Origin of the sequence: Nakamurella deserti (assembly GCF_003260015.1) — a bacterium.
In the GTDB taxonomy this organism is placed as follows: Bacteria; Actinomycetota; Actinomycetes; order Mycobacteriales; family Nakamurellaceae; genus Nakamurella; species Nakamurella deserti.
On sequence record NZ_QCXS01000002.1, the window covers coordinates 288,807 to 315,433 of the forward strand.

Annotated in this window: 23 protein-coding genes; 22 read left to right on the plus strand and 1 reads right to left on the minus strand. The window is 71.8% G+C overall.

The window, feature by feature from the left end; translation table 11 throughout:
* Positions 1 to 17 precede the first annotated feature (17 nt).
* The 11 genes from DB033_RS01545 to DB033_RS01595 all read left to right on the plus strand — a co-directional run bounded on the left by DB033_RS01545 (position 18) and on the right by DB033_RS01595 (position 12,085).
* Positions 18 to 1,127 carry a type IV pilus twitching motility protein PilT gene (locus tag DB033_RS01545; protein WP_111765151.1) on the plus strand — a complete coding sequence of 370 codons (1,110 nt, stop codon included), beginning with the start codon at positions 18 to 20 and terminating at the stop codon, positions 1,125 to 1,127.
* A gap of 4 nt (positions 1,128 to 1,131) precedes the next feature.
* Positions 1,132 to 2,364, plus strand: a complete 1,233-nt coding sequence (locus tag DB033_RS01550) for a type II secretion system F family protein (RefSeq protein ID WP_111765152.1) — start codon at positions 1,132 to 1,134, stop codon at positions 2,362 to 2,364.
* A gap of 111 nt (positions 2,365 to 2,475) precedes the next feature.
* On the plus strand, positions 2,476 to 2,952 hold the full coding sequence (locus DB033_RS21725) for a prepilin-type N-terminal cleavage/methylation domain-containing protein (RefSeq protein ID WP_111767150.1): 477 nt from the start codon (positions 2,476 to 2,478) through the stop codon (positions 2,950 to 2,952).
* A gap of 77 nt (positions 2,953 to 3,029) precedes the next feature.
* Positions 3,030 to 3,506, plus strand: coding sequence for a prepilin-type N-terminal cleavage/methylation domain-containing protein (locus DB033_RS21570; protein ID WP_170315458.1), 477 nt, complete (start codon positions 3,030 to 3,032; stop codon positions 3,504 to 3,506).
* Positions 3,507 to 3,566: 60 nt separating this feature from the next.
* Positions 3,567 to 4,358 carry a prepilin peptidase gene (locus DB033_RS01565; protein ID WP_111765153.1) on the plus strand — a complete coding sequence of 264 codons (792 nt, stop codon included), beginning with the start codon at positions 3,567 to 3,569 and terminating at the stop codon, positions 4,356 to 4,358.
* 38 nt (positions 4,359 to 4,396) lie between these two features.
* A complete protein-coding gene (gene pilM / locus DB033_RS01570; protein WP_111765154.1) occupies positions 4,397 to 5,521 on the plus strand; it encodes a type IV pilus assembly protein PilM in 1,125 nt (374 codons plus the stop codon).
* A complete protein-coding gene (locus tag DB033_RS01575) occupies positions 5,518 to 6,225 on the plus strand; it encodes a hypothetical protein (RefSeq protein WP_111765155.1) in 708 nt (235 codons plus the stop codon). The genes pilM and DB033_RS01575 overlap by 4 nt, the downstream gene beginning before the upstream one ends.
* Positions 6,226 to 6,229: 4 nt before the next feature.
* On the plus strand, positions 6,230 to 6,931 hold the full coding sequence (locus DB033_RS01580; protein ID WP_157970450.1) for a hypothetical protein: 702 nt from the start codon (positions 6,230 to 6,232) through the stop codon (positions 6,929 to 6,931).
* Between the two features lie 8 nt (positions 6,932 to 6,939).
* Positions 6,940 to 9,912 (plus strand): putative Ig domain-containing protein, encoded by a 2,973-nt coding sequence (locus DB033_RS01585; RefSeq protein ID WP_111765157.1) that lies wholly within the window; start codon positions 6,940 to 6,942, stop codon positions 9,910 to 9,912.
* Complete coding sequence (locus DB033_RS01590; protein WP_111765158.1) at positions 9,909 to 10,577, plus strand: PilW family protein; 669 nt, start codon at positions 9,909 to 9,911, stop codon at positions 10,575 to 10,577. Before DB033_RS01585 ends, DB033_RS01590 begins: the two co-directional genes overlap by 4 nt.
* On the plus strand, positions 10,574 to 12,085 hold the full coding sequence (locus tag DB033_RS01595) for an RICIN domain-containing protein (protein ID WP_111765159.1): 1,512 nt from the start codon (positions 10,574 to 10,576) through the stop codon (positions 12,083 to 12,085). Before DB033_RS01590 ends, DB033_RS01595 begins: the two co-directional genes overlap by 4 nt.
* Before the next feature lie 824 nt (positions 12,086 to 12,909).
* Here DB033_RS01595 and DB033_RS01600 read toward each other — a convergent pair.
* Positions 12,910 to 14,010 (minus strand): sigma-70 family RNA polymerase sigma factor, encoded by a 1,101-nt coding sequence (locus DB033_RS01600; protein ID WP_111765160.1) that lies wholly within the window; start codon positions 14,008 to 14,010, stop codon positions 12,910 to 12,912.
* 532 nt (positions 14,011 to 14,542) lie between these two features.
* On the opposite strand from DB033_RS01600, the gene DB033_RS01605 reads away from it, so the two are divergent.
* The 11 genes from DB033_RS01605 to pdxS all read left to right on the plus strand — a co-directional run bounded on the left by DB033_RS01605 (position 14,543) and on the right by pdxS (position 26,381).
* A complete protein-coding gene (locus DB033_RS01605) occupies positions 14,543 to 15,118 on the plus strand; it encodes a DUF1707 SHOCT-like domain-containing protein (protein ID WP_111767152.1) in 576 nt (191 codons plus the stop codon).
* A gap of 633 nt (positions 15,119 to 15,751) precedes the next feature.
* Complete coding sequence (locus tag DB033_RS01610; protein WP_111765161.1) at positions 15,752 to 15,997, plus strand: hypothetical protein; 246 nt, start codon at positions 15,752 to 15,754, stop codon at positions 15,995 to 15,997.
* Positions 15,998 to 16,202: 205 nt separating this feature from the next.
* Complete coding sequence (gene thrS / locus DB033_RS01615; protein ID WP_240615681.1) at positions 16,203 to 18,272, plus strand: threonine--tRNA ligase; 2,070 nt, start codon at positions 16,203 to 16,205, stop codon at positions 18,270 to 18,272.
* Positions 18,273 to 18,292: 20 nt separating this feature from the next.
* A complete protein-coding gene (locus tag DB033_RS01620) occupies positions 18,293 to 18,826 on the plus strand; it encodes an HIT family protein (protein ID WP_240615682.1) in 534 nt (177 codons plus the stop codon).
* Between the two features lie 659 nt (positions 18,827 to 19,485).
* Positions 19,486 to 20,247 carry a class II glutamine amidotransferase gene (locus DB033_RS01625; RefSeq protein ID WP_157970451.1) on the plus strand — a complete coding sequence of 254 codons (762 nt, stop codon included), beginning with the start codon at positions 19,486 to 19,488 and terminating at the stop codon, positions 20,245 to 20,247.
* A gap of 143 nt (positions 20,248 to 20,390) precedes the next feature.
* Positions 20,391 to 21,014 (plus strand): phosphatidylinositol phosphate synthase, encoded by a 624-nt coding sequence (gene pgsA / locus DB033_RS01630; protein WP_111765163.1) that lies wholly within the window; start codon positions 20,391 to 20,393, stop codon positions 21,012 to 21,014.
* A complete protein-coding gene (locus tag DB033_RS01635) occupies positions 21,011 to 21,946 on the plus strand; it encodes a phosphatidylinositol mannoside acyltransferase (protein ID WP_111765164.1) in 936 nt (311 codons plus the stop codon). The genes pgsA and DB033_RS01635 overlap by 4 nt, the downstream gene beginning before the upstream one ends.
* Positions 21,943 to 23,073: a glycosyltransferase family 4 protein gene (locus DB033_RS01640; RefSeq protein ID WP_111765165.1), complete on the plus strand. Its 1,131-nt coding sequence runs from the start codon at positions 21,943 to 21,945 to the stop codon at positions 23,071 to 23,073. The genes DB033_RS01635 and DB033_RS01640 overlap by 4 nt, the downstream gene beginning before the upstream one ends.
* 25 nt (positions 23,074 to 23,098) lie before the next feature.
* Positions 23,099 to 24,100, plus strand: coding sequence for an NUDIX hydrolase (locus DB033_RS01645; protein ID WP_111765166.1), 1,002 nt, complete (start codon positions 23,099 to 23,101; stop codon positions 24,098 to 24,100).
* 104 nt (positions 24,101 to 24,204) lie between these two features.
* Positions 24,205 to 25,311, plus strand: coding sequence for a DUF3048 domain-containing protein (locus DB033_RS01650; RefSeq protein ID WP_157970452.1), 1,107 nt, complete (start codon positions 24,205 to 24,207; stop codon positions 25,309 to 25,311).
* A gap of 167 nt (positions 25,312 to 25,478) precedes the next feature.
* Positions 25,479 to 26,381, plus strand: coding sequence for a pyridoxal 5'-phosphate synthase lyase subunit PdxS (gene pdxS / locus DB033_RS01655; protein ID WP_111765168.1), 903 nt, complete (start codon positions 25,479 to 25,481; stop codon positions 26,379 to 26,381).
* Positions 26,382 to 26,627 lie beyond the last annotated feature (246 nt).

Consider the following 26,627-nt stretch of genomic DNA (forward strand, 5'->3'; position numbering starts at 1 on the left):
ACCCCGGACGGACGGCAATGCACCCGACAACCCTGGCGGATCTCGTGCCGCCGCCGCCCACGGCCCCGCTGCGGCTGGACGACCTGCTCGCCGCGACGGTGCGGATGGGCGGCTCCGACCTGCACCTGACCGCCGGCATCCCGCCGTGCGTCCGGCTGCACGGATCGCTCGCGCCGCTCCCCGGGCTCGCCCCGCTGGAGGCCGCGGACACCCAGCGGCTCGTGCGGAGCGCCCTGACCGACGACCAGTGGCAGCTCTACGCCCGTGAACACGAGCTCGACACCGCCCACGCCCTCCCGGGGGTCAGCCGGTTCCGGCTCAACGTCTACCGCCAGCGGGGCTCCGTCGGTGCGGTGTTCCGGGTGATCGCGCACGCCATCCCCAGGCTCGAGGACCTCGGTCTGCCGCTGGCCATCGAGAGTTTCGCGCACCTGCCGCGCGGTCTGGTGCTCGTCACCGGCCCGACCGGCTCCGGCAAGTCCACGACGATGGCGTCGCTGCTGGACGTGGCCAACCGGACCCGCTCGGCGCACATCATGACCATCGAGGATCCCATCGAGTACGTCCACACCCATCAGAGGTCGGTGGTCAACCAGCGCGAGGTCGGTGTCGACACCGCCGATTTCGCGGTGGCGCTCAAGCACGTGCTGCGGCAGGACCCGGACATCATCCTGGTGGGGGAGCTGCGCGACCTGGAGACCACCTCGGTCGCCGTCACCGCCGCCGAGACCGGCCACCTGGTGCTCGCGACCCTGCACACGCAGTCCGCGGCGCAGACCATCGACCGGCTCATCGACATCTACCCGGCGCACCAGCAGCCGCAGATCCGGGCGCAGCTGTCGAACTGCCTGCAGGGGGTGCTGACCCAGGCACTGGCGCCGCGGCGCGACGGGCGCGGCCGCGTCGCCATCACCGAGGTGATGATCGCCAACCCCGCGGTGCGCAACCTCATCCGCGAGGGCAAGGCCCACCAGATCCCGACCGTCATCCAGTCGTCGGGAGGGCTGGGGATGGTGACGTTCGACCAGAGCCTGGCCCAGGCGTTCCAGGACCAGTCGATCAGCATGCAGACCGCACTCGAGCTGGCGCACGACCCGGCCGAGTTCCGACGACTCGCGAGGGTGTGACGACATGCCGGGTGTGAAGACGTTCAGCTACGAGGCCGTCGACGCGACGGGCGCCGTCCGCAAGGGCAGCATCGACTCCGAGTCGGCCGACGCGGCCGCCGTCGCGCTCAGCGGCCAGCGGCTGATCCCGCTCCGCGTCGCCGCCGCCGGTCAGGGCCTGAACCGGGAACTGTCGATCCCCGGCCTCGGCAAGCGCCGCACCAGCCTGAAGGACCTGGCGGTGCTGTCGCGGCAGTTCGCCTCGATGACGTCGTCCGGGCTGACGCTGACCCGCTCGCTGGGCATCCTCGAGGAGCAGACGGTCAAGCCCGGCCTCAAGGCCGCGGTCGGGCAGTTGCTCGCCGACGTTCAGGCCGGGTCGACGCTGTCGGCGGCGATGGCCCGCCACCCCGAGCACTTCCCGCTGCTGATGGTCAACATGGTGGGCGCCGGCGAGACCGGCGGCTTCCTCGACGGGGCGCTGGACCGCATCGCGAAGATGTTCGAGTCCGACGCGGCGCTGCGCGCCAAGATCAAGTCGGCGATGACCTACCCGGTGATCGTGCTGCTGTTCTCGCTGCTGATGGGCGTCGGCGTCGTCATCTTCATCGTGCCGATCTTCGAGACGATGTTCGCCCAGCTCGGTGGCGAGCTGCCGCTGCCCACCCAGACGCTGGTGGTGCTGTCGCACAACGCCTACTGGGCACTGCCTCTCGTCGTGGTGCTGACGGTGGTGGCGCTGCGGCTGTACCGGCGGGGGATGCGCACCAGTGCCGAGTTCCGGCTCCGGGCCGACACGGTCAAGCTCAAGCTGCCCGTGTTCGGCAACCTGTTCGGCAAGCTCGCGATCTCGCGGTGGGCCCGCAACTTCGGCACCCTGCTGGCGGTGGGCGTGCCGGTGATCCAGGCCCTCGACATCGTCGGCGGCACCTCCGGCAACGCGCTGATCGGCCGGGCGATGGCCGACGTCCGCGACTCGGTGCGCACCGGCAGCACGATCTCCGAGCCGATGGCCCGGCACGACGTGTTCCCGTCGATGGTGGTGCAGATGCTCGAGGTGGGGGAGGAGACGGGCCAGACCAGCGACATGCTCGCCAAGGTCGCCGACTACTACGACCAGGAGGTCGAGAGCGCCACCGAGGCGCTGACGTCCGCGCTGGAGCCGATCCTCGTCGTGCTGATGGGCGTGGTGATCGGCGGCATGGTCATCTGCCTCTACCTGCCGATGTTCACGATCTACCAGAACATCGGCGGATAATTTTCTGTAACCGCTTATGTGCGGTGCGTAGCGACCGATAGGGAGAGGGACAGCCTGTCCGGACCGGCCGACATGACCGGATCCGCCCCCTCGTCGCCCTTGGAGGCGCAGATGTACAAGACCTTTGCCGATCTTCGCGCCAAGCGCGCCAAGGGCGACAACGGCTTCACCCTGATCGAACTGCTCGTCGTGGTGGTCATCCTCGGCGTGCTGATCGCGATCGCGATCCCGGTCTACCTGAACTACCGCAAGGGCGCCAACGACTCGGCCGCCGAGTCGGATGTCCGCAACGCCATCAGCGTCATGGAGGTCTGCAACGCCGGCACGGGCAAGTATCCCACTGCTGCGACGACCTACCCGTTGGCCACCGCTTCGACCACCACCCCCTGCTCTGGCCAGACAGTCACGACCAGCACCGGAACGACGCTGAAGTACATCGCCAACACGGCGGGCACCTGCTACACGATCATCGCCCGCAACACCGGTGGAGCGCCGAAGTACTGGATCTACAACAGTGCCACTGCTGGCTCCGTGACCGATGCCGGGACCGAGTCGCTGTTCAACACTCCGGTCGCTCCGAGCTGCTGACCCTGCTTCCATCAGCTCAGGTGGGGCGCCGATAACCGGCGCCCCACCTGGTGCGGTCCGTCCCCGGAGGTCCTCCCGTGCATCACCGCCTCACCACGCTGCGGGGCCGAAAGGCCGCTGGCGACAAGGGCTTCACGCTGATCGAGCTGCTCGTCGTGGTGGTCATCCTCGGCGTGCTCATCACGATCGCGATCCCGGTCTACCTGAACTACCGCAAGGGCGCCAACGACGCGGCTGCCGAGTCGGACGTACGTAACGCCATCAGCATTCTCGAGGTGTGCAACGCCTCCGACGGCAAGTACCCGGTCGCGGATTTCCCTGCATCATTCGGTTCAGAAACCGGTGCAACGGTCGTGGACGCCTGTTCCGGCCAGCGCTACAACACCAGCAAGGGCACCCAGCTCACGTACCGGACCAACAGCTCGGGTTCGTGCTACAGCATGGTGGCAAAGAATGCCGGTGGCGCCCCGAAGTACTGGCAGTACGTCAGCTCCGCCGGGGGAAGTGTCGCCCCCTCCGATGCGGCCCGGTTCGCCGCGCCGCCCCCCTGCTGACGCTGACACCTGCTGGACCACCCTCCCCCTCGTCCGACCCCGACCCGAACGGAGACCACCGTGACGCCACTGCTCGTCGTGGCCGCGCTGTTCGGTCTGGCCGTCGGCTCGTTCCTCAACGTGGTCATCCACCGGGTACCGGCGGCGATGTCGTTGTCCCGGCCCGGTTCCCACTGTCCCGCCTGCGACCACCCGATCCGGACCCGGCACAACGTGCCGGTGGTCGGCTGGCTGGTGCTGCGCGGCCGGTGCGCCGACTGCCGGGCCCCGATCAGCGTGCGCTACCCGCTGGTGGAGCTCGCCACCGCCGTGCTGTTCGTCGGGATCGCTTGGCGGCTGGCGGATCTGGACCTGCTGCCGGCGCTGCCGGCGCTGCTGTGGTTCACCGCCATGGGCGTGAGTCTGACCATGATCGACCTCGACGTGCGGCGGCTGCCGGACGCGATCGTCTTCCCGTCGTACGGGGTGATCGCCGCACTGCTCGTCACCGCCGCTTGGATCGGTCACGACCCGGCCGCGCTGCTGCGGGCCGCCGTCGGCGCCGTCGCGCTCTTCGCCGGCTACTTCCTGCTGGCGTTCTTCTACCCGGGCGGGATGGGCTTCGGCGACGTCAAGCTGGCCGGGATCGTCGGTGGCGTCCTGGGTTTCCTCGGTTACCCGGTCCTGCTCGTCGGCGCCTTCGCCGCGTTCTTCATCGGCGCGTTCGTCGGGATCGCCAAGGTGCTGGTCAGCCGCGGCACCGCCGGGCGGTCGCTGGCGTTCGGGCCGTTCATGATCGCCGGTGCCCTGCTGTCCGTCTTCGTCGGCCCGACCGTGGCCGATGTCTACTCACGTCTCGCGTTGGGCGGTTGACCCATGACCACGAACACTCCCGCGTCGGCGGTGCGGCGATGAAGCTCAGCCGGCGCTCGGCCCGCTCCCAGGCGGTGAACACCGACGGCCACGTCATCGGGCTCGACATCGGGGCCACCGCCGTCCGGGCCGCGGTGCTCGCGCTCAACGGCAAGGGCGGTGGCCGGCCGGTCGTCACCGTGCACGGCCTCGGCTCCGCGCCGCTGCCGCCCGGTGCCGTGGTCAACGGTGTGGTGATGGAGCCGGCCGCGGTGACCGCCGCGATCCAGACCCTCTGGCAGACGCACAAGTTCAAGTGCCGCCGGGTCATCCTGGGCACCTCGAGCCCACAGGCGGTCGTGCGGCCGCTGCAGATCCCCAACCTCAACGCCCAGCAGCGGGCCAAGGCGCTGCCCTTCCAGGCGCGCGAGATCATCGCGCTGCCGCTGGACGAGGTGGTGCTGGACTATGCCCAGATCGGCGACGTCGACGCCACCACCGGCATGGTCTCCGGGCTGCTCATCGCCACCCCGCGCCGGCCGGTGCTGGCCGCCGTCGAGGCCGTGCAGAAGGCCGGCCTGAAGGTCGTCCGGGTCGACCTGTCGTCCTTCGGCGCACTGCGGTCCGTCGCCACCGACGCCCTCGCCGTGCAGGCGGTCGTCGACATCGGCGCCCACCTCACCTCGATCGTCATCCACCACGACGGCGTCCCGAGGCTGGTGCGCACCGTCGCCCGTGGCGGCCAGGAGCTCACCGACCTGCTGGTCGAGAACCACGGCCTGCCCGCCGACGAGGCCGAGCGGCTCAAGCGTGAGACCGGGATGAGCGGCGAACACCAGGCCGCGGCCGAGGTGATCAGGGCCGGCGTCCGGCCCCTGCTCGCCGAGATCCGCAGCTCGGTCAACTACTTCCGCTCCGCCAACGACGGGATCGCGCTGCAGGGCGTGGTTCTCACCGGCGGCGGCGCGCAGCTGGCCGGCCTCGCCGACGCGGTCGCCCGCCAGGTCGGGGTGGCCACCACCATCGGCTCGGCGATGTCGGCCGTCAGCACCGGCCCGGTACAGCCCGTCGGCGCGGCGGCCGGCCGGCCGCCGGTCATCGAGAAGCCCGGCCGTGCCACCGGCCACGACATCTCCGGCGCGACCGCGGTGTCCGTCGGACTGGCTCTGGGAGCGGCCGCATGAGCGAGACCCCGACCACCCCGCCCGGCGCCGGGGCCACCGGCCGCGCCCCGCTCTGGACCGCGGCGCCCGGCTGGGGGATCGCGGCCGACCTGACCCCGCCGGAGATCCTGAAGAGCCGCCAGATCAGCGTGCTGCGGCGGGTGATGGCGGCCGGCCTCGTCGGCCTCGTCCTGGCCTGCGGCGGCGGCTGGTACCTCGCCGCCCGCGACAACGACGACGCCGTGGCCGATCTCGCCTTCGCCTCCGACCAGACCGTCCGGTTGCAGGCCGCCGCGCGCGACTACGCCGACGTCGTGTCCATCCAGAACCGGGTGCTGCAGATCGACGAGCAGATCGCCGACGTGATGGCCGGTGACGTGGATCTCGTGGAGCTGATGGACCTGCTGCAGACCAATCTGCCGCCGACCATGACCATCACCCAGCAGTCGATCACCGTGAGCACCTCGGGGGTCGCCGGTGCGAGCGCCGGCGGGGTCGATCCCGCCGGCGGAGCGCGCATCGGCACCATCACCATGAGCGGCACCGGTACGACCCTGGACGACCTGTCCGACTACGTCGACCGGCTGCAGACGGTGCCGGGCATCGTCGACGTGGTGCCGCTGGCCAACAGCGTGACCGCCGACGGCGGCGCCGGTACCCAGTTCAGCTTGACCGTGGGGTTGACCGACGCCCTGCTCAGCAACCGATTCGCCGTGGGTGGGTGACCTGATGACGACACGTACGGGTTCGTACAACCAACGGCGGGTCTGGCTCGGCGGCGGGCTGGTCCTGGGCCTCGTCATCGCTCTGGTGGGCTGGTTGCTGGTCATCGAGCCGGAGCTGACCGACACCGCGGCGAAGCGCGACCAGCTGGAGTCCGTGGAGCTGCAGAACACCGTCCTGGCGGCCAAGAACGCCAAGCTCAAGGCGGAGAACGACGACGCCGCCGCGCTGCGGGACAGCCTGTCGACCGCGCTGGCCGAGCTGCCCGCCGACGGCGGCCTGCCCGCCTTCACCCGGCAGCTCTCGTCGCAGGCGACGGCGCACGGGGTCACCCTGACCAGCGTCATCGTCGGCGCCACCGCCACCGCCGCCGTCGCCGACCCCGCCGCGGCGGCGACGCCCGCGACCATCGACGACACGGCGACCGCCGCGACCACCGGCACGACCGCCGCGACGGGCCCGCTGCAGATCACCGTCACGGTGGCGGCCTCCGGCCTCGGCCGCGATCTGGCGGCCTTCCTCTACGACATCCAGGTCACCGGCCCGCGCCGCGCCCTGGTCACCGCCACCCAGCTGGCGCCCACCGAGGGCAGCAGCTCCATCGGGCCCGACGCCGGCAGCACCCTGGACCTCACCCTCTCGGTGTTCTCGGCGCCGATGACCGCCGACGAGCAGGCCGCCCTGCAGAAGCTGCTCAGCGGTTCCTAGGCCCGCCCATGACACCGTCTCCGCCGTCCCGGTTCCGGGGCGCGCTCGCCGCCACCGACCTGCGCCTCGCCGCACTCCTGCAGCGACGCGCCGCGCTCCAGGGACGGCGCGGCACCGGCGCCGACGGCGCTGACGGCGGTTTCTCGCTGCTCGAGACCGTGGTCGCGATCAGTCTCATCGTGGTGGTGATGGCCGCGTTCGGCGTCTTCTTCGTCAACTCGGTGGCCTTCACCAGCCTGCAGCGGGCCACCCAGGCGGCCACCGCCATCGCCAACAGCCAGCTGGAGATCATCCGGGCGCTGCCCGCGTCCGACCTGATCAAGGGCCGCACCTCCGCCGCCGTCGGTGCCCAGGTGACTGCCGCGCCGGTCCCGGTCAGGACGTCCCTGGCCGGGATGACCGTGGGCAACGGGGCCGCGGTGGATCCGGCCACGGCCACAGCCACGCCGACGCTACCCACCACGCCGGTCACGCAGACCCTGAACGGGATCACCTACAGCACCACCACCTACCTCGGCCACTGCGGTCTGCCCGCCGGGGTCACTCGCGACGCCGGGTGCACCCCGTCCACGGTGCCGACCGGCTACATCCGTGCCGTCGTGGCCGTCACCTGGTCGCAGAACAAGTGCCCGGCGGCCGGGTGCTCCTACGTCACCTCCACCCTGCTGAGCACCGGCGACGACCCGTTGTTCAACCTCAACCAGACGCCGCCCGCCGCGCCGGCGCTGACCAACCCGGGGCCGCAGACCTCCGCCGTCGGCGACGACGTGAACCTGGTGGTCGCGTCGTCGGCGGTACCCACCTACCGGATCAACCTGACCTCCGGCGTGCTGCCCGCCGGCCTCGCGCTGGACACCGCCACCGGCGTGATCACCGGCCGCCCGGTGACCGTCGCGCCCGCGACCACGCTGACCCTGACGCTGGTCGACGGCTTCGGCCGCACCGCCACCCAGACCTTCACCTGGACCATCGTCGCGCCGCTGTCCGTGGAGACGCCGCCCGGTCAGTCCGGAGTCATCGGCACCCCGGTGACGTCGCTCACCGTGCGCGCCGCCGGCGGCACCGCCCCCTACACCTGGAGCGACCCGAACGGCACCCTGCCGCCGGGCCTGTCCCTGGCGACCAGCTCCGACACCGGCGTCGTCAGCGGCACTCCCACCACCTACGGCACCTACCCCGTGGTCCTGCAGGTGACCGATGCGGCCGGCCGCACCAGCTCGGCCACCTTCAGCTGGACGATCGACTACCCGCCGTTCGCCGCCACCAACCCGGGGCCGCAGTCCGCCACCGCCGGTACCGCCGACACCCTCCAGCTGACCGTCACGGGCGGCTCCGGCTCGTTCGCCTGGACCGGTGGCACCACCCTGCCCGCCGGACTGACCCTGACCCCGGCCGGGCTCATCTCCGGCACCCCGACCATCGTCGGCACCACCTCGGTGGCGCTGACCGCCACCGACACCGTCACCAAGGTGGCGCGGCCGGTCGCCTTCAGCTGGACGGTGTACGGCAAGCCGTCGGTGACCGCACCCGGTCCGCAGCAGTCGACCGTGGGCTCCGCGGTGTCGGTCCAGGTGGGGGCGAACTGCCCGAACTCGCCGTGCACCTTCCGCCTCGACAACGCACCGGCCGCGCTCGGGATCAGCAGCACCGGTCTGATCACCGGCACCGTCACCAGCAACCCGCAGGTGTTCGGTGCGGTCACCTTCACGATGACCGACAGTGCCGGCGCGTCGGTGACCAGCAGCGCATTCAGTTGGACCGTCATCAGCAGCACGCCGACGGCGCCGCAAGCGGTCTCGGTGACAGAGGCGGACGGCGCCCTGACCGTGTCGTGGACGCCGCCGACCAGCGGCGCCACTCCGACGTCCTACACGGTCACGCTGAACCCCGGCGGCGCTACCTGCACGACCTCCGGAACCAATTGCAGCATCGCCGGTCTCACCAACGGCGTGGTGTACTCAGCCACTGTGGCGGCGACCAACAGCGGTGGCACGAGCGCGCCGAGCACCGGCGCGCAGGGCATCCCGTATCCCGCGGTGCTGTCGGCGGCCAGCGGGCTGACCCTGTGGCTCGACGGCACCGACCCCGGGGTGTTTCTCACCGCCGCCAACTGCACCGGACCCGCGGCGCCGGCGTCGACGAAGATCGGCTGCTGGAAGGACAAGAGCGGGGCGAATCGCAGCTTCTCGCAGGCCGTGACCGGGAATCAGCCCGTCGTCGGAACCTGGAACGGCCTGCAGGCCGCCTCGTTCACCGACACCAGCGACGTCCTCAACGCGGTGAACGCCGGCAGCTACCAGACGGTGTTCACGGCAGCGAACATCCTCAATTCCGGCACCGCTGCACGGTGGGTGAACGTGTTCGGGCAGGTCAACACCGATTACAACGTGCGCCTGGGCACCTATGGCGAGCGCAGTGCGCCCAACGCCAACGACTGGGCGACTGGCACCGGCACGCCCCCGCTCAACTGGATCAACAGTGTTCAGGGGGTCAACGGCAGCCCGCCGGGACCGATGATCACCACGGACCAGGCGTCGGCGGTCCGGACCTTCACGGCGAGCGTCTCCAACACCGTCTTCACCGACCGCGCCCTGGTCGGCCAGGTCGGTGACATCATCACCTTCAACCGGGTGCTGACCGCCGCCGAGCGCCGCTCGGTGGAGGAGTACCTCGGCCGCAAGTGGGGCGTGGTCATCGCGCCGACGGCGCCGACGGTCACGTCGGCGACCGTCACGGGAAACGGCAGCGTGGCGGTGTCCTGGACCGCGCCGGCGTCCAACGGCGGCGCTGCTGTCACCGGATACCGCGTCACCGCCTCTCCGGGCACGGCTCCCAACATCCCCACCTGCTCCACAACCGGAGCCACCACCTGCACCGTGTCCGGTCTGTCGAGGAACACCAACTACACGTTCACCGTCGCGGCGATCAACGCGGCAGGCGCCGGTCCGTCGTCCGCGCCCTCGGCGGTGGTGCGCCCATGACCCGCCATCCGCATTCTGCACCGTCGGCATGGCGTCGCCGCTGCCGCGCGCTGCGCGACGAGGCCCGCCGCGACGACGGCACCACCCTGCTCGAACTGACCGTCGGCATGGCCCTGATGGCCGTCTTCATGGTCATCTTCACCGGAGCGATCATGATGATGTTCAACGCGATGAAGACCTCGCAGACCGTGAACAACGCGGCCGCGCAGGTCAACACGGCCTTCCTTCAGCTCGACGAGTCGGTGCGCTCCGCCTCCTACATCGGCACCCCGGGACAGGCCAACGGCAGTTGGTACGTCGAGTACAAGTCGCTGGACAGCACGGGGCAGGACCAGTGCACCCAGCTGCGGGTCACCACCGCCGACCAGCAGCTGCAGAGCCGTACCTGGAGGGTGGTCAACGCGACGCCGACCGCGCCGAGCGCGTGGCGGCCGATCGCCTCGGGCGTGTCCAACGGAGCCGGCGCCGCCGGCACGCGGGACCAGCCGTTCGTCCTCGGCGCGGGGGCGGGGTCCACCCAGTTCCAGCAGCTCGTCGTGACGCTGGTGCCGACGGCGGGGCCGGGCGCGACCACGGCAACCCGCGGCACCCAGTTCACCGTGACCGCGCTCAACAGCGTGCTCCCGGCGCCCGCGACCAACCCGTGCGCGCAGGTGCGGCCGTGAGGTCCGTCCGGCGGGACCGCGCCCTCGCCACCGACGACCAGGGGTCGATGGCGATCCTGCTGCTCGTGGTGCTACTCGGGTTGATGCTCGGCGCCGTGCTGGTGCCGATGGTCGTCACCACCAGCCGGGCGTCGGCGTTCGACAAGACCAGGGTGCAGGCGCTGGACGCCGCCCAGGCCGGTATCGACGTCACCCTCGGCGGCATCCGGGCCGGGGTCACCGCCGGCGTCGGTGACAGCACCCGGTTGCCGTGCGGCCCCGGCTCGGGCAGCGTGAACACGGCGTCGATCGCCCGCTACGACGTCGTGGTCGAGTACTTCGTCACCGACCCCAGGTCCGAGCCGTACCCGTCGACGCGGGCCATGCGCTGCATCCCCGGTTACGGGACGTACGACAGCGCCACCGGCAGGACGACCCCCGCGTTCGCGCGGATCACCTCCGTGGGCAGTGTGGGCACGCCGGCCAACGGCTCCAGCCCCAGCCGGACCCTCACCACCACCTACGTCTTCCGGACCAGCAACGTCAACATCCTCGGCGGCCTGCTGATGCTCGAAGGCACACCCAGCCTGTGCGCCGACGCCGGCGGGGCAGCGCCGACCGAGGGCAGCATCCCGGTGCTGCGGGCCTGTACGTCGGCGAGCCCGGCGGCCCCCCAGCAGGTGTTCGCCTACCGCAGCGACCTGACGCTGCAACTGGTCTCGTCGATCACCAACGCCTATCCGAACGGGCTGTGCCTCACGCCGGCCCGGACACCGGCGGTCGCCGGCGACGCGGTCAAGCTGCTGCAGTGCGGTCCGCTGGGCAGCCCCGCGAGTTACACCCAGCAGTGGAGCTACAACGACAGCGCCAACTACCAGGCGGCCCAGGCCGACTCGGCCACCACCGGCAACCTGCCCAACCTGTGCCTCAACGCGGTGAGCCAGGCCGCCGGTCAGAGCCTGGTCGTCGGGGGCTGCGGAAACGTCTGGCGGCCGACGGCGGCCGTCGGCCCGGGCGCAGCGGCGCTGCCCCAGTGGATCAACTTCGCCGAATTCGGGCGCTGCCTCGACGTCACCTACCAGGACGTCAACTACGCGTTCCTGATCAGCTACCCGTGCAAGCAGAACCCGTTCCCGGCGGCGAAGCTGTGGAACCAGCTGTTCACCGCTCCGTCGCTGGCCGGAGTGGTGAGCGCGACCGGGCAGATCTACACCACGCCGGTGGCCAACGGCACGAAGTACTGCCTGACCAGCCCCGGCACCGCCGGCGGGTACGCCACCGTGCGGCCCTGCATCACCGGCAGCGCGCAGCAGACCTGGACGCTGTACGGCGGGGACGCCTCGCTGAGCTACTCGACGAAGTACACCATCGTCAACGGCTCGACCTGCCTGGGGCTCGGTCCGGTCAACGCCGCGGCGTCGTTCTCCTCGACCATCGTGGTGAAGAGCTGCACCGGCGCGACCGACCAGAAATGGAACGCGGTGGCGAACACGCTCAACCCGGCGCAGCGCGACACCTTCGAGAGGTGAGGGGAGTGGAGCGGACGTGCGGAGCCGGGGCGGGTGAGGTGCACGTCCCGGTCGCGCGGCACCGGACGACGGCGTGGCCTGTCTCGGGGACGACGAACGGGTGAGCCCCGGCCGGTGCGGCCGAACTCCCACCCGTCAGGGTCAAGACCTGGGGCCGGAACTCGGGGTCGGGACTCAGCGTCGCAACTAGGGGTCGGAACTCGGGGTCGGGACTCAGCGTCGCAACTCGGGGTCGGGACTCGGGGTTGGAGCCCAGCTCCGATCTCGGGCGTCGGCACCTGGAGTTTGAACCCGAGTGTCGGAGCTCGGGTGTCGGGTGTCGAGACCCGGAGAACCCGGGTGTGGGAAGTCGGGCGTCGTGAACCCGGAGTGCGGACTCGGGAGTCGGGACTCGGGGGTCGGAGCCCAGCTCCGATCTCGGGCGTCGGCACCTGGAGTTTGAACCCGAGTGTCGGAGCTCGGGTGTCGGGTGTCGAGACCCGGACGAATCGGGGTGTGGGAAGTCGGGTGTCGTGAAACCCGGAGTGCGGACTCGGGAGTCGGGACTCGGGGGTCGGAGCCCAGCTCCGATCTCGGGCGTCGGCACCTGGAGTCCGAACTCGGGTGTCGGAGCTCGGGTGTCGGGTGTCGAGACCCGGAGAACCCGGGTGTGGGAAGTCGGGCGTCGTGAACCCGGAGTGCGGACTCGGGAGTCGGAACTCGGGGGTCCACACACGGACGTCGGCACCCGGAGCTCGGACCCGGGGGTCGGAACTCGGGGCGGTCGGAACTCCGTGCGGAAGCGATCCCGCCGACGGCCCGGGTCGAGCGTCGGCGGGCAGCGGTCAGGCGATGCGCGAACCCACCGTCTCGACCGTGCCGATGCTGCCGACTGCGCCCCTGGCGCCCACGGTGCCCCTGGTGCCCGTCACGGCCATCGCGGCCGCTTCGGCCCCGACCCGGCGGCGGATCTCCCCCTGGCAGGTCGACATGGCCAGTCGGCCGGCGACGGTGTGCCGACCGCCCACCGCCTGGTAGTAGGCCCTGCGGGTGGCGGCGGCGCGCCCCGTGCGGGCCAGTGGCGCCAGCGCTTCCGGGTCGAGCTGCGCGTTGATGCCGTCGCGCATCAACGCCGTGGCCTCGGCGCACATCTGCGACACCCGGGACTGGGTGACCGACAGCTCGGCGGCGATCTCACCCATCGGGCGGTTCTCGAAGTAGTAGGCCTCGACGACCCGGCGCAGCCGATCGGGGAGCGCGGCGACCGCGTCGTGTAGGTAGCCGAGCTGCTCACGATGCAGCAGCAGCGCCTCGGGACCGTGGGTGCGGTCGGGCAGCACGTCGTGGACGACCTCCGGAGCGAAGCCCTGCAGGCTGACGACGGTGCCGCGCGCGGCGTCGGCCTGCACCGCGTCGAGTTCCCGCAGGCTCATGCCCAGGGCCGCGGCCACCTCGGTGTCGCTCGGGCAGCGGCTCAGGGAGACGGTGAGATCGCGACGGGCGGCCTCGACCGCACGCACCCGGGCGCGCACCGAGCGGGAGGCCCAGTCCATTCCGCGCAGCTCGTCGATGAGGGCGCCGCGGATGCGGAACGCCGCGAAGCTGCGGAAGGACACGGCGCGGTCGGCGTCGAAGGCGATCGCACTCAGCACCAGCGCCATCATCCCGGCGGACATCAGATCGTCGCGGTCGACGTGGCGGGGGACCGTCCGCATCCGTTCCGAGACCAGGATCTCCACCAGCGACACGTTGTCCTCGACCAGTTCGGCGACGGCGGCGCGGTCGGTGGCGTGACACAACGTGATGACCGCGACGGCGAGCGGGTGTTCGCCCCCCGTGGGCTCGACGTCCACGGTCGCCTCTGACTCTGCGTAGCCGCCCTGCGCTTCGAGCGAGCGAGGATCGACATCGTCGGCTTCACTCGAATGAATGATGTGGAGGGTCATGAGGCTCCCATGTGCGGGGAAAACGGTTGATCTGGCGGTCTGATGAGCGATGCTAGCGAGTTCTGGCCGCGGTTAGCACTCGAATGGGTGCCGATGCAGTGTCGCAGCGACGCTGCAGACGGTCATCATGGACCGTAGATCCGGCACGGAGCGTGACGTTCGCGGGTGTCGGCAGGGCTGGATGTATGAGCGGATGCGGCGAGCGGGACCGAGCCGGTGTCCCGTCCTCAGCCCGGTGCGACGGAGCGGTCCGCCGATGCGGCAAGCGGGTGATTTTCGACGGTGATCGGGCGCGGGTCGGTACGCAGGGTCCCGGACGCTGTCCGGAACGGGCTGCGGATCATGTCGGTCAGCTCTGCAGCTGCGCGCCGGCGTCGTGGTCGGGCGGCGGCCGGACGGCGGGGGCGGGGAGTCGACGCCCGGGCGCGGCCGTCGACGTGCCGGTGGTGTGGCGGCAGGACCCGGGGAACGGACCGGTGAACCGGCGGCGGTGGCCGGGTGGCGTCGGGACGGCCTCGGTAGCATCGGGCCGATGACGGACCCCGCATCCGACGCCCTCCGCGTCGGCGACCGCGAGCGCGAGCTGGCCGTCGCCGTCCTGCACGAGGCGGTCGGCGGTGGCTACCTCGATCTGCAGGAGTTCGAGGAGCGTTCCGTCACGGTGTACGCCGCGAGGACCCGCGGCGACCTCCGCTCGGCCCTCGCCGACCTACCGGACGCCGCCCGACTGTTCCCGCCGGCCGCCGCCGCTCCGGGTGGGGCGGGAGTGGACGTGGACGCGATCGCCGTCGACTGGACGACGGTCAGGCGGCAGGGCCCGTGGCGGGTGCCCGGCCACCTCTACATCACCGGCACGATGGGCACCGCCGACCTCGATCTGCGCGCCGCGAACCTCCCGCCGGGCGGCTGCGTCATCGAGGTCCGCGCCACCTGGAGCACCGTCAAGATCAGACTCGGTGACGCGGTGATCGCCCGGACCGACGATTTCGGCGGCGGGTCGATGACCACCGTGAAGGACAAGGCAGGCCCGCCGACGGTGCCCGGCGGCCCCGTGGTCGACATCCGGGGCGAGACCAGCTGGACGACGGTCACCCTCCGGCGGAAGTGACGAGCGCAGCGTCGGTCACCGCGCGCCCGCGCCGGCCTCCCGGGCAGCGGTGGCGCGACCGGACGGTCGGCGGTGCGGTGGGCCTTGGGGGACCGCAGAGAGGACCCGGCGACATGCCTGTGCGCCGCGTGACGAACGTGCGCCGGGATCGTCCCTGAGTTGTCAGGCGCCCTCCGGTGCCGCGGATCCGCCGCCGGAGGGCTTCGCCGTTCCCCGCCTCCTGTCACTCCTCCACGCAGGCCTCCCCCTGATCGGGTGGACCCTTTCGGGCTGTACCACCCGTCAGGAGCAGTGTGCGGGGTGCATCCAGCGCGGTTCTGGGCCGCGATGCGACGCCTGAAGGCATCGATTCGCCCCGCAAACACCGCCGTTTACCGTGTTTTCGCAGCTCAGGACAGGTGGTTACGCTGAGTTCGCCGCGCCGGGCCGGCTCGCTCCATCGAGGTGAGCGCGTGGTTCCGGTCGGAACACAGCGTGACGGAGGCAAAAAACGGTCACGATGCGTTGTGCTCCATCCGACGGACAGTCAGAAGAAGCTGCCCTAAGCTCAGCGTTGTCACCACAGCAGTACACCGAAGCACCAGTGAGTGACTGATCCGTTCGAGATGCACCAGCGCCCATCCGGAGGCCGACATGTTGTGGTTCCTGCTCCTCGCCTTCCCGGCCATCGTCGTCGGGCTGGCCGTCGTGGCCCGCTCCGGCAAGGTCACCGAGACCGACACCGCGTGCGCCGTGCTGGACCTCCGACTGGATCGCCAGGCCGACCTGCTCCGCGCCGGCGCCGCCGCCCAGCCTGGCTGGGTGCCGCAGCAGCGCACCCCCTCCCGGGTCGCCCCCCGCCCGATGGCCGCCCGCGGCGTCGAGTTGCTGGCCGGCTGACTCCACCTCCGACCCTCCCAGGGCCGGTCACGCCTCCGGGCGTGACCGGCCCTGCGCGTTTCCCGGGTGGTGGTGGGCGGTCGGCGGTCGGGACGGGCCACCGCCGGCCTGTCCCGACCGTCCCCTCGTCCGGAATCGCGGTTGTCGGCGGCGACTAGTCTGCGAGGGTCGGAATCACCGCTGACCTACCTCTGGAGCAACTCTCGTGTCTGCCGCTGCCTGGTTCCCCTCGCCCGCCCGCATCCGGGTCGCGGCCGGCACCACGGCCGGCAGCGCGGTCCAGACCGCCGACCTGCCCCGCACCGGCCCGGACGCGATCGTCGTCGTCCGCGACGCCGAGGGCCGGTTGCGCGACCTCGCCTGGACACCTGACAGCGAGGCGGAGGTGGAGGCCGTGGCGGCGTCGAGTGAGGACGGACGCTCGGTCATCCGGCACAGCGCCGCGCACGTCCTCGCGCAGGCCGTCCAGCAGAAGTTCCCGGACGCGAAGCTCGGCATCGGACCGTTCATCACCGACGGCTTCTACTACGACTTCGACGTCGAGAAGCCGTTCACTCCTGAGGATCTCGCCGACCTCGAGAAGCGGATGGCGAAGATCGTCAAGGCCGGGCAGCGGTTCTCGCGACGCAGCTACGCCTCCCGGGAGGCCGCCCGCGAGGAACTGGCGGGGGAGCCCTACAAGCTGGAGCTGATCGACCTCAAGGCGACCGACTCCGCCGACTCCGGCGAACTCATGGAGATCGACGCCGCCGACCCGCATCTCACCGCCTACGACAACCTGCACGCGCACACCGGCGACCGCATCTGGGGCGACCTGTGCCGCGGCCCGCACGTGCCCACCACCCGCTACATCCCGGCCGTCAAGCTCATGCGCAGCGCCGCCGCGTACTGGCGGGGCAGTGACAAGAACCCGCAGTTGCAGCGCATCTACGGCACCGCCTGGGAGTCCACCGACGCGCTGGACGCCCACCTGACCCGGATCGCCGAGGCCGAGCGCCGCGACCACCGCCGGCTGGGCACCGAGCTCGACCTGTTCTCGTTCCCGGACGAGATCGGCTCGGGGTTGGCGGTGTTCCACCCCAAGGGCGGCATCATCCGGCAGGAGATGGAGAACTACTCCCGGCAGCGGCACACCGAGGCCGGCTACGAGTTCGTCTACTCGCCGCACATCACCAAGGGTGCGCTGTTCGAGACCTCGGGCCACCTGCAGTGGTACGCCGACGGCATGTTCCCGCCCATGCACCTCGACGAGGAGCACCACCCCGACGGCACCGTGAAGCGGCAGGGGCAGGACTACTACCTCAAGCCGATGAACTGCCCGTTCCACAACCTGATCTTCCGGTCCCGCGGCCGCTCCTACCGGGAGCTGCCGCTGCGGCTGTTCGAGTTCGGCTCGGTGTACCGCTACGAGAAGTCCGGCGTCATCCACGGTCTCACCCGGGTCCGGGGGATGACGCAGGACGACGCGCACATCTACTGCACCCCCGACCAGCTGCAGGACGAGATCAAGTCGCTGCTGAAGTTCGTCATCGACCTGCTGCGTGACTACGGCCTGGACGACTTCTACCTGGAGCTGTCCACCCGCAACCTCGAGAAGTCCGTCGGCACGGACGAGCAGTGGGAGACTGCGACCGACGCGCTGCGCACGGCCGCGGAGGATTCGGGGCTGGACCTCGTGCTCGACGAGGGCGGGGCGGCGTTCTACGCCCCCAAGATCTCCGTACAGGCCAAGGACGCGATCGGGCGCACCTGGCAGATGAGCACCATCCAGGTCGACTTCCAGCTGCCGGAGCGGTTCCACCTCGAGTACACCGGGTCCGACGGCCAGAAGGCCCAGCCGTACATGATCCACCGGGCCCTGTTCGGCTCCATCGAGCGGTTCTTCGGTGTGCTCACCGAGCACTACGCGGGCGCCTTCCCGGCCTGGCTGGCGCCGGTCCAGGTCGTCGGCATCCCGGTCGCCGAGGCGTTCGGTGACCACCTGCAGGAGGTGGTGGACGGGCTGCGCCGGAAGGGGATCCGCGCCGAGGTCGACCACTCCGACGACCGGATGCAGAAGAAGATCCGCAACCACACCGCGCTCAAGGTGCCGTTCCAGCTGCTGGCCGGCGCCAAGGACGTCGAGGCCGGGGCGGTGTCGTTCCGGTTCCGCGACGGCAGCCAGGTCAACCAGGTGCCGGTGGCCGATGCGGTCGACGCGATCGTGGCCTGGGTGGGCGAGCGCCGCAACGAGTCGCCGTCCGCGGTGGCGCCGGCGTTCGCGTCGCTGGGCTAGGCGTGGCCGTGGACGGACAGGTGCTGGAACCCCAGGACGGCGCGGGGGAGCGGGACGGGCTGCAACGGCTGTGGACGCCGCACCGGATGGCCTACATCCAGGGCGAGAACAAGCCGTCGGGTCCGGGCGCCGGTGACGACTGCCCGTTCTGCCGGATCCCGGCGATGGACGACGCCGACGGGCTGATCCTGGCCCGCGGGACGTCGGTGTTCGCGGTGCTGAACCTGTTCCCCTACAACCCGGGCCATCTGATGGTCGTCCCGTACCGACACGTCGCCGACTACACCGAGCTGACGCTCGACGAGACCGCGGAGCTGGCGGCGATGACCCGCCGCGCCATGACGGTCGTCCGTCAGGTGTCCGCGCCGCACGGGTTCAACCTCGGCATGAACCAGGGAGCGGTGGCCGGCGCCGGCATCGCCGCACACCTGCACCAGCACCTGGTGCCCCGCTGGGGCGGCGACGCCAACTTCATGCCCGTCATCGGCCACACCAAGGTGCTCCCGCAGCTGCTGGGGCAGACCCGGCAGATGATCGCCGACGCCTGGGGCTGAACGGGCGCTGATCCCGCGGCCCGGGTTCGGGTCGGCGGGCCCCCGGGCGCGGACCGTCACCCCTGATGCCGGCCGGCTCGGAGCGGCCGGCCCGCAGCCGGGATGCCGCCGAGGAGCCGTCACCCCCGGTGCCGGCCTCGCCCCGAGAAGTCGCCCGCAGCGGGACGCGGGGCGGGCCGGCCCGGTCCCGTCCGCGGCGACCCGGTGGACCGATCCTGCCGCGCCCGGTCGGACGGCGGGGCGCGTGTTTCCGCCCGGTAAACATTTCCCGCCCGTCACGCCGTCCGCTCCGCGTTCCGGCGCATCGTCGCAGCTCACCGCCGCATCGTGGCGGACCGACGGCACCGGTTCCGGGCCTCGGACCGTCGGTGGCCCGTCCGGGCGTCCCGGCGGCCTGATACTGGTGGGCGGTGCGGCCGGGAGTTCGCCGGCGCGCCCCGACGACGGGATGACCGCCGTCGGTCGCCGGGGAACGACGATGTTCCCGCCCGGTCCGGGCGTCGGCTGCGGTGACGGACAGTGACCGATCCCGAGCGGAACTCCACCCGTCCAGCACGGTCGTCGGCGTCGGATCACGGGTTGACTCGAGGTGGCCGGCGTCGTCGCCGGCGGGTGAGGAATGTCGGCGCCGTCCGGCTCGTCCAGAGGAGGTCTTCGCAGTGTGTCGTCTGCTCGGTGTGGTCAGCCCCCGGCCGTTGCCGTTGACCGAATCCATCGGTGAACACCTGGCGCCGTTCGAGGCGCTGTCCAGCCTGCACTGCGACGGCTGGGGCATCGCCAGCTGGGGCGGCACCGACACCCTCCAGGTGCACAAGGCCCCCGAGCCGGCCCGGACCAGCCGGCGCTTCGACGAGATCGCCGAGAAGACGATGACCGACGCCGCGCTGCTGCACCTGCGCAAGGCCTCGCCGGGGATGGAGCTCTCGGTCGCCAACACCCACCCGTTCAGCGACGGCCGCTATGCGCTGGCCCACAACGGCTACTGCGGCACCGTCGAGGACCTCGACGCGATCGTCGCCGAGGTCGGCGGCGCCCCCGCGGTCGGCACCACCGACAGCGAGCGCTACTTCTCGATCGTGATGGCCCTGCTGGCGGACCTGCCGCCGGCGGCGGCGCTGCTCGAGGCGGCCGCCCGGATCGGCCGCGGTGCGAACCTCTGTGCCCTGAACACCCTGCTGCTCACCCCGGACGCGCTGTACGCCATGTGCTACTACGACCCGGTGAAGTGCGCGGACGAACCGGGCGGCGTCGAGGGCTACTTCCTGCACTACACGGTCAGCCGCCGCGAGGTCCTCGTCGCCTCCACCGGGTGGGACCGGGAGATCGACCGCTGGTCGCCGCTGCCCAACGGCGAGGTGCTGGAGATCTCCCGGCACACGCTCGAGGTCAACCTCTACAGCCGCGCCGAGTCCGCGGCCTGAGCCGCGGGCGGCGCCACGGACCCGCCCGGCACGCTCTCGGGCCGAACGGAAGGACCTCCGGCTGCCGCTATCGTGAACCTTCCACCTGTCCACGGCTCTGCCACCACCCGTGCACGCCCCTGCTCCGAACGAGGATTCCCGTCATGCTCAACGCGCTCGCCCGTGGCGCTGTGTCACGGGTGACCGATCCGGTCGGTCGCGCGCTGCTCCGGGTGGGTCTGACCCCGGACGCCGTCACCGTCATCGGCACCGCCGGCGTCGTGGCGGGGGCGGTGTTCCTGATCGGGGCCGGTCACCTGTTCTGGGGCACGATGGCCGTGACCGTCTTCGTGTTCTTCGACCTCTTCGACGGGGCGATGGCCCGGGCCCGCGGCCACGGCACCGACTTCGGTGTGGTCCTGGACGCCTCGTGCGACCGGATCGCCGACGGCGCGCTCTTCGGCGCCATCGCCTTCGCGGCCTTCCAGCACCTGCACAACCCGTCGCTGGCCATCGCCGCGCTGATCTGCCTGACCGCCGGCCAGGTCGTGTCCTACATCAAGGCCCGCGCCGACTCGGTGGACCTGCGCATCACCGGCGCACTCGCCGAGCGCGCCGAACGCAACGTGCTCGGCCTGGTCGGCGCCGGCCTGCAGGGCATCGGGGTGCCGTACGCGCTGGCCGTGTGCCTGTGGGTGCTGGCCGCGGCGAGCGTGTTCACGGTGGTGCAGCGCATCGTGCAGGTCAAGCGCGCCTACGTCCGGCGGGAAGCGGCCCAGCCGCGGTGAGCGCCCGCACGGACCGCCTGGTCGCCGCCGGGTACGGCGCGGGCTGGTCGTTGGTCAAGGCGCTGCCGGAGGGCTTTACCGCCCGGGCCGCCGACCGGGCCGCCGACCTCGCGTTCCGGCGCCGCGGACCGGCGACGGTCCGGCTGGCCCGCAATCTCCGCCGGGTCCTCGGCGACGACGCCACCCCCGCCGCGCTGTCGGCGGTCACCCGCGCCGGGCTGCGGTCCTACGCCCGGTACTGGCGGGAGACCTTCCGGCTGCCGACGATGGACCACGAGGCGGTGGTTGCGGGATTCCTGCCCCGACTCGCCGGTATCGAGCACATCCGGGCCGCGATGGAGGCCGGCCGCGGTGTGGTCCTGCCGCTGCCGCACTCCGGGAACTGGGACATCGCCGGGCTGGGGATGACCCACGAGTACGGCACCTTCACCACCGTCGCCGAGCGGCTCAAACCCGAGTCGCTGTACGACAGGTTCGTCGCCTACCGGGAGAGCCTCGGTTTCGAGGTGCTGCCGCTCACCGGCGGCGCCAACCCGACCACCGTGCTGCGGGAACGGCTGGAGAACGGCGGCATGGTCTGCCTCGTCGCCGACCGCGACCTGTCGGCGCGGGGCGTCGAGGTGGACTTCTTCGGCGAGCGCACCCGGATGCCCGCCGGCCCGGCGATGCTCGCCGCCGTCACCGGCGCCGCGCTGTGCCCCGCCCACATCTGGAACACCGCCGACGGCTGGGCCGGCGACATCGGCGCGCCGCTGGCACTGCGCGGCGAGCGGCTCCGTGACCAGGTGCGCGACGGCACCCAGCAGGTCGCCGACTTCTTCGCCTCCCGGATCGCCGAGCACCCCGCCGACTGGCACATGATGCAGCCGCTGTGGCTGTCGGACCTGCGGCCGCGGCCGGGTGACCCGAACCCACCCGTCGATCCCGCATGAGGATCGGCCTCGTCTGTCCGTACTCCTTCGACGTGCCCGGCGGCGTGCAGGGGCACGTGCTCGAGGTCGCCCAGGTACTGACCGATCGCGGCCACGACGTCTCGGTGCTGGCCCCGGGGGAGGAGGACGCGGACCTGCCCGGGTTCGTCGTCCCCGCCGGCCGCAGCGTCGCCATCCCGTACAACGGCTCGGTGGCGCGACTGTCGTTCGGCCCCGTCAGCTACACCCGGGTGCGGCGGTGGATCCGCGACGGACGGTTCGACGTCCTGCACGTCCACGAACCGGTGGCGCCCAGCCTGTCGATGCTGGCCCTCATCGTCGCCGAGGGCCCGATCGTGGCGACCTTCCACACCGCCAACCCCAAGTCCAAGGCGCTGGCCGCGTTCCAGGGCATGCTGCAGCCGTTCATGGAGAAGATCACCGGCCGGATCGCCGTCAGCGAGCTGGCCCGGCAGGTGCAGGTGGAACACCTCGGGGGCGACGCGGTCATCATCCCCAACGGGGTGGACACCTCCTTCTACGCCGACGCCCCGCCGCTGCCCGGCTACCCGCGGGCCGGCGGCACCATCGGTTTCGTCGGCCGCTACGCCGAGCCCCGCAAGGGGATGGCGGTGCTGCTGGCGGCGATGGAGCTGCTGCTGCCCACCCACCCCGCGCTGGAGCTGCTGGTCGCCGGGGCCGGCGACCCCGACGAGCTGATGGACGCCGCCGGGCCACGGCTCGCCGGTCACCTGCGCCTGCTCGGTCAGGTCAGCAACGGCGACAAGGCCGCCATGCTGTCGTCGGTGGACGTCTACTGCGCTCCCAACACCGGCGGCGAGAGCTTCGGCATGATCCTCACCGAAGCGATGGCCGCCGGGGCCGCGGTCGTCGCGTCCGACCTCGACGCCTTCCGCCGCGTGCTCGACAACGGCCGCTGCGGCGTGCTCTTCCCGGTCGGGGACGCGGTCGGGCTGGCCGCGGCGCTGGCCCGCACCCTGGATGCGGCCGCCGCCCGGGCCGCGACGGTGGCGAGGGCGTCCGCGGCCGTGCGTCGCTACGACTGGTCAGTCGTCACCGACCAGATCCTGCAGGTCTACGACACCGTCATCGCCGCCGACCCGCGGTCCGTGGTGGAGGCCGAGTGAACACGGCCCGGCCGGCGGGCCCGGCGTGAACCTCGTCATCGCCGCGATCATCGTGGTCCTGCTGGTCTGCGCCTTCCGGCTGTACCGGCTGGCCACCCGGCTCGACCGGCTGCACCGCCGGACCGAAGCCGCCTGGGCGGCGCTGGACGTGGCCCTCGCCCGCCGCTCCGGGGTGGCCCGGGCGCTGGCCGCCGCCGGCGATCTGGCGCCCGCGGTCGCCACCACGCTGGCCGCCGCGGCCCGCCGGACCGAGGACGCCGGCGACCGGACCCGGCGTGCCGACGCCGAGAACGAGCTGACCCGTCTCCTCGAACAGCTCCCCACCCCGCCCGACTCGTCGGTCGCCGACGAGCTCGCCGAGACCGCGCAGCGCGTCCTGCTGGCCCGCCGCTTCTACAACGACGCCGTACGCGACACCCGGGCCCTGCGGGCCGACCGTTTCTCCCGGATGTTCCGGCTGGCCGGCCGGGCGTCCCTGCCCGACTACTTCGAGATCGCCGAGTACAACCCGTCCCGGCCGCTCAACCGGGTGTCGGCCCGGGTGCTGATGATCGACGACGCCGACCGGGTGCTGCTGTTCCAGGGCGGCGACCCGCAGCTCCCCGGGGACCGGTTCTGGTTCACCCCGGGCGGCGGGGTCGAGGCCGGTGAGGACCTGCTCGGTGCCGCACAGCGCGAACTGACCGAGGAGACCAGGATGCGGCTGCCCCGCACCGCCTTCGCCGGCCCCGTCTGGTGGCGGCGGTCCCGGTTCACCTTCAGCGGGCAGGACTACGAGCAGACCGAGTACTTCTTCGTGGCCGCTCCGCCCGCCGACGCCGCCGTCCACCACGACGGCTTCACCGAGGTCGAACGGTCCTACATCCACGGCGAGGAGTGGTGGGCGGCCGACGCGCTGGCGGCCACCGGCGACGTCGTCTACCCCCTGCAGCTCACCGCGCGGCTGCCCGAGGCGGTGAAGCTGCTCCGCGAGGTGACCGGAGGGCGCGGCCCGGCAGTCCCCCCGGAGCCGACTCAGATCGACTGAGCGCGGTGCGTTGACCACCCACAGCGACGACGGTGTCCTAGGTTGGACGGCAGCGGATCCGGTCGCGACGACGCCTCCGGACCCTTCCGACCAGGGAGAACAAGGTGACGCCCCGCGCCCGACGAAGTTGCCCGTCCCTGGCGTGCTGGCTGGTCCCGATGCTGCTGCTGGCCGGCTGCGGGTCCGCCGGAGACGCCGTGCCGGCCACCTCGTCGGCGGCGACCGCCCTGACCAGCTCGTCCTCGGTGACGGTCCCGGGGTCGACCGCCGCGTCCAGCACGGCCGTCACCCCCGCCCCGCCGGGTCCGGTCGAGCCGCCCGCGCCGCCGCCGCCAGCGCCGACGATCAACGTGCTGACCGGTCTGGCGGTGACCGACAACGTCGTGGTGGCGGCCAAGATCGACAACACCTTCCCCGGTTCCCAGTGGGGGATCGGCGCGGCTGACATCGTCTACGTCGAGATGGTCGAGGGTGGCCTCAGCCGGTTGATGGCCGTCTTCCACACCACCTTCCCGGGGGAGGTGGGTCCGGTCCGCAGCGTCCGCACCACCGATCCGGACGTGCTCACCGCGTTCGGCCGGCCGGCCCTGATGTTCTCCGGCGGTGCCGGCGGGCCGCTGGACAACTTCGCCTCGGCCGGGCTGGTCGACGCCTCGCCGGACGTCATCGGCGGTGCCTACTGGCGCTCGTCCGCGGCGAGCGAGCCCTACAACCTGCACGCCGACGTCCTCACCGTGGCTTCGCGGCTGGGCGGCATCGGCCGGCCCACCAGCCCCGGTTTCGTGTTCTCCGACGACGTGGGCGCCTACGCCGGGCAGCGCGACGTGGACCGCGTCGCGGCCGCCTTCGCCAACCCGATCTCGTTCCGCTGGGCCGACGGGGTGTGGAACTACATCCGGCTCGGCGCCGTGCAGACCGACGGCGCCACCGGTGAGCCGTTCGCCTTCCAGAACCTGCTCGTGCAGCGGACCACCGCCCAACCCGACGGCACGGTCGACTCGAACGGCATCCCGTCGTTCAAGTCCAACAGCACCGGGTCGGGCACCTTCACCCTCTACCGCGACGGCAAGGCCCTCGACGGCACCTGGTCCCGGCCGGACGCGACCTCGCCGACCAGCTACCTCGACGGCGCGGGGAACCCGGTGCCGTTCCGCACCGGCAAGACCTGGGTGGTGCTGGCGCCGGGGCAGATCCCGACCACTGAGGGCTGAGCGGCCCGGGTGGGCCGGGCAGGTCGAGCGGCCGGACCGGGCCGAGCGAGCCGGCGACCGCCGTGCCTGCCGGGCTGAACTGGACTGCCGGGGCGGTGCCACCTGGCGGCGCAGACTGGGTCCATCAGCGCCTCGCCGGGCGCATCGGTCCAGCTCAGGAGCCTGCCATGACGACACCCGCACCCCCGACGGTCACCGGATCGGCGCGCGTCAAGCGCGGCATGGCCGAGATGCTCAAGGGCGGCGTCATCATGGACGTCGTCACCGCCGAGCAGGCCCGGATCGCCGAGGACGCCGGCGCCGTCGCGGTGATGGCGCTCGAGCGGGTGCCCGCCGACATCCGCGCCCAGGGCGGTGTGTCGCGGATGAGCGACCCGGACATGATCGACTCGATCATCGCCGCGGTGAGCATCCCGGTGATGGCCAAGGCGCGGATCGGGCACTTCGTCGAGGCGCAGGTGCTGCAGTCGCTCGGGGTCGACTACATCGACGAGTCCGAGGTGCTGACCCCCGCCGACTACGCGCACCACATCGACAAGTGGGCGTTCACCGCGCCGTTCGTCTGCGGGGCCACGAACCTCGGGGAGGCGTTGCGGCGGATCACCGAGGGCGCGGCGATGATCCGCTCCAAGGGCGAGGCCGGCACCGGCGACGTCTCCAACGCCACCACCCACATGCGCACCATCCGCGCCGAGCTCGCCCGGCTGGCGTCGCTGCCGAAGGACGAGCTGTTCGTCGCGGCGAAGGAGCTGCAGGCGCCGTACGACCTGGTCGTGGAGGTCGCCGCGACCGGCACCCTGCCGGTCGTGCTGTTCACCGCCGGCGGCATCGCCACCCCCGCGGACGCCGCCATGATGATGCAGCTCGGCGCCCAGGGCGTCTTCGTGGGGTCGGGGATCTTCAAGTCCGGTAACCCCGCGCAGCGTGCCGCCGCCGTCGTGCAGGCGACCACGTTCCACGACGACCCGGACGTCATCGCCAAGGTCTCGCGCGGGCTCGGCGAGGCCATGGTGGGCATCAACGTCGCCGACATCCCCGTGCCGCACCGGCTGGCCGAGCGCGGCTGGTAGTGCCGCGAGCCGCCGCGCTCGAGCCGGGGTGCGGACGGCACAGAGCGGCCGGCTGCCCGTCTCGGCGTGGATCCAACCGGATTCCGGTGATTTCCACGCCGAAACCGGGCGTGGGGGGCGGGATCTGCGGATGCGGCCAGGTGGGTGGTGACGCCGATCGTTCACCGTCCGGGGGTGGCACTGTCGGTGCGGCCCGGTAAGGATCAGGTCTGTTCCGCCCGGCCGACCGTCGGGCGGGCGACCGCA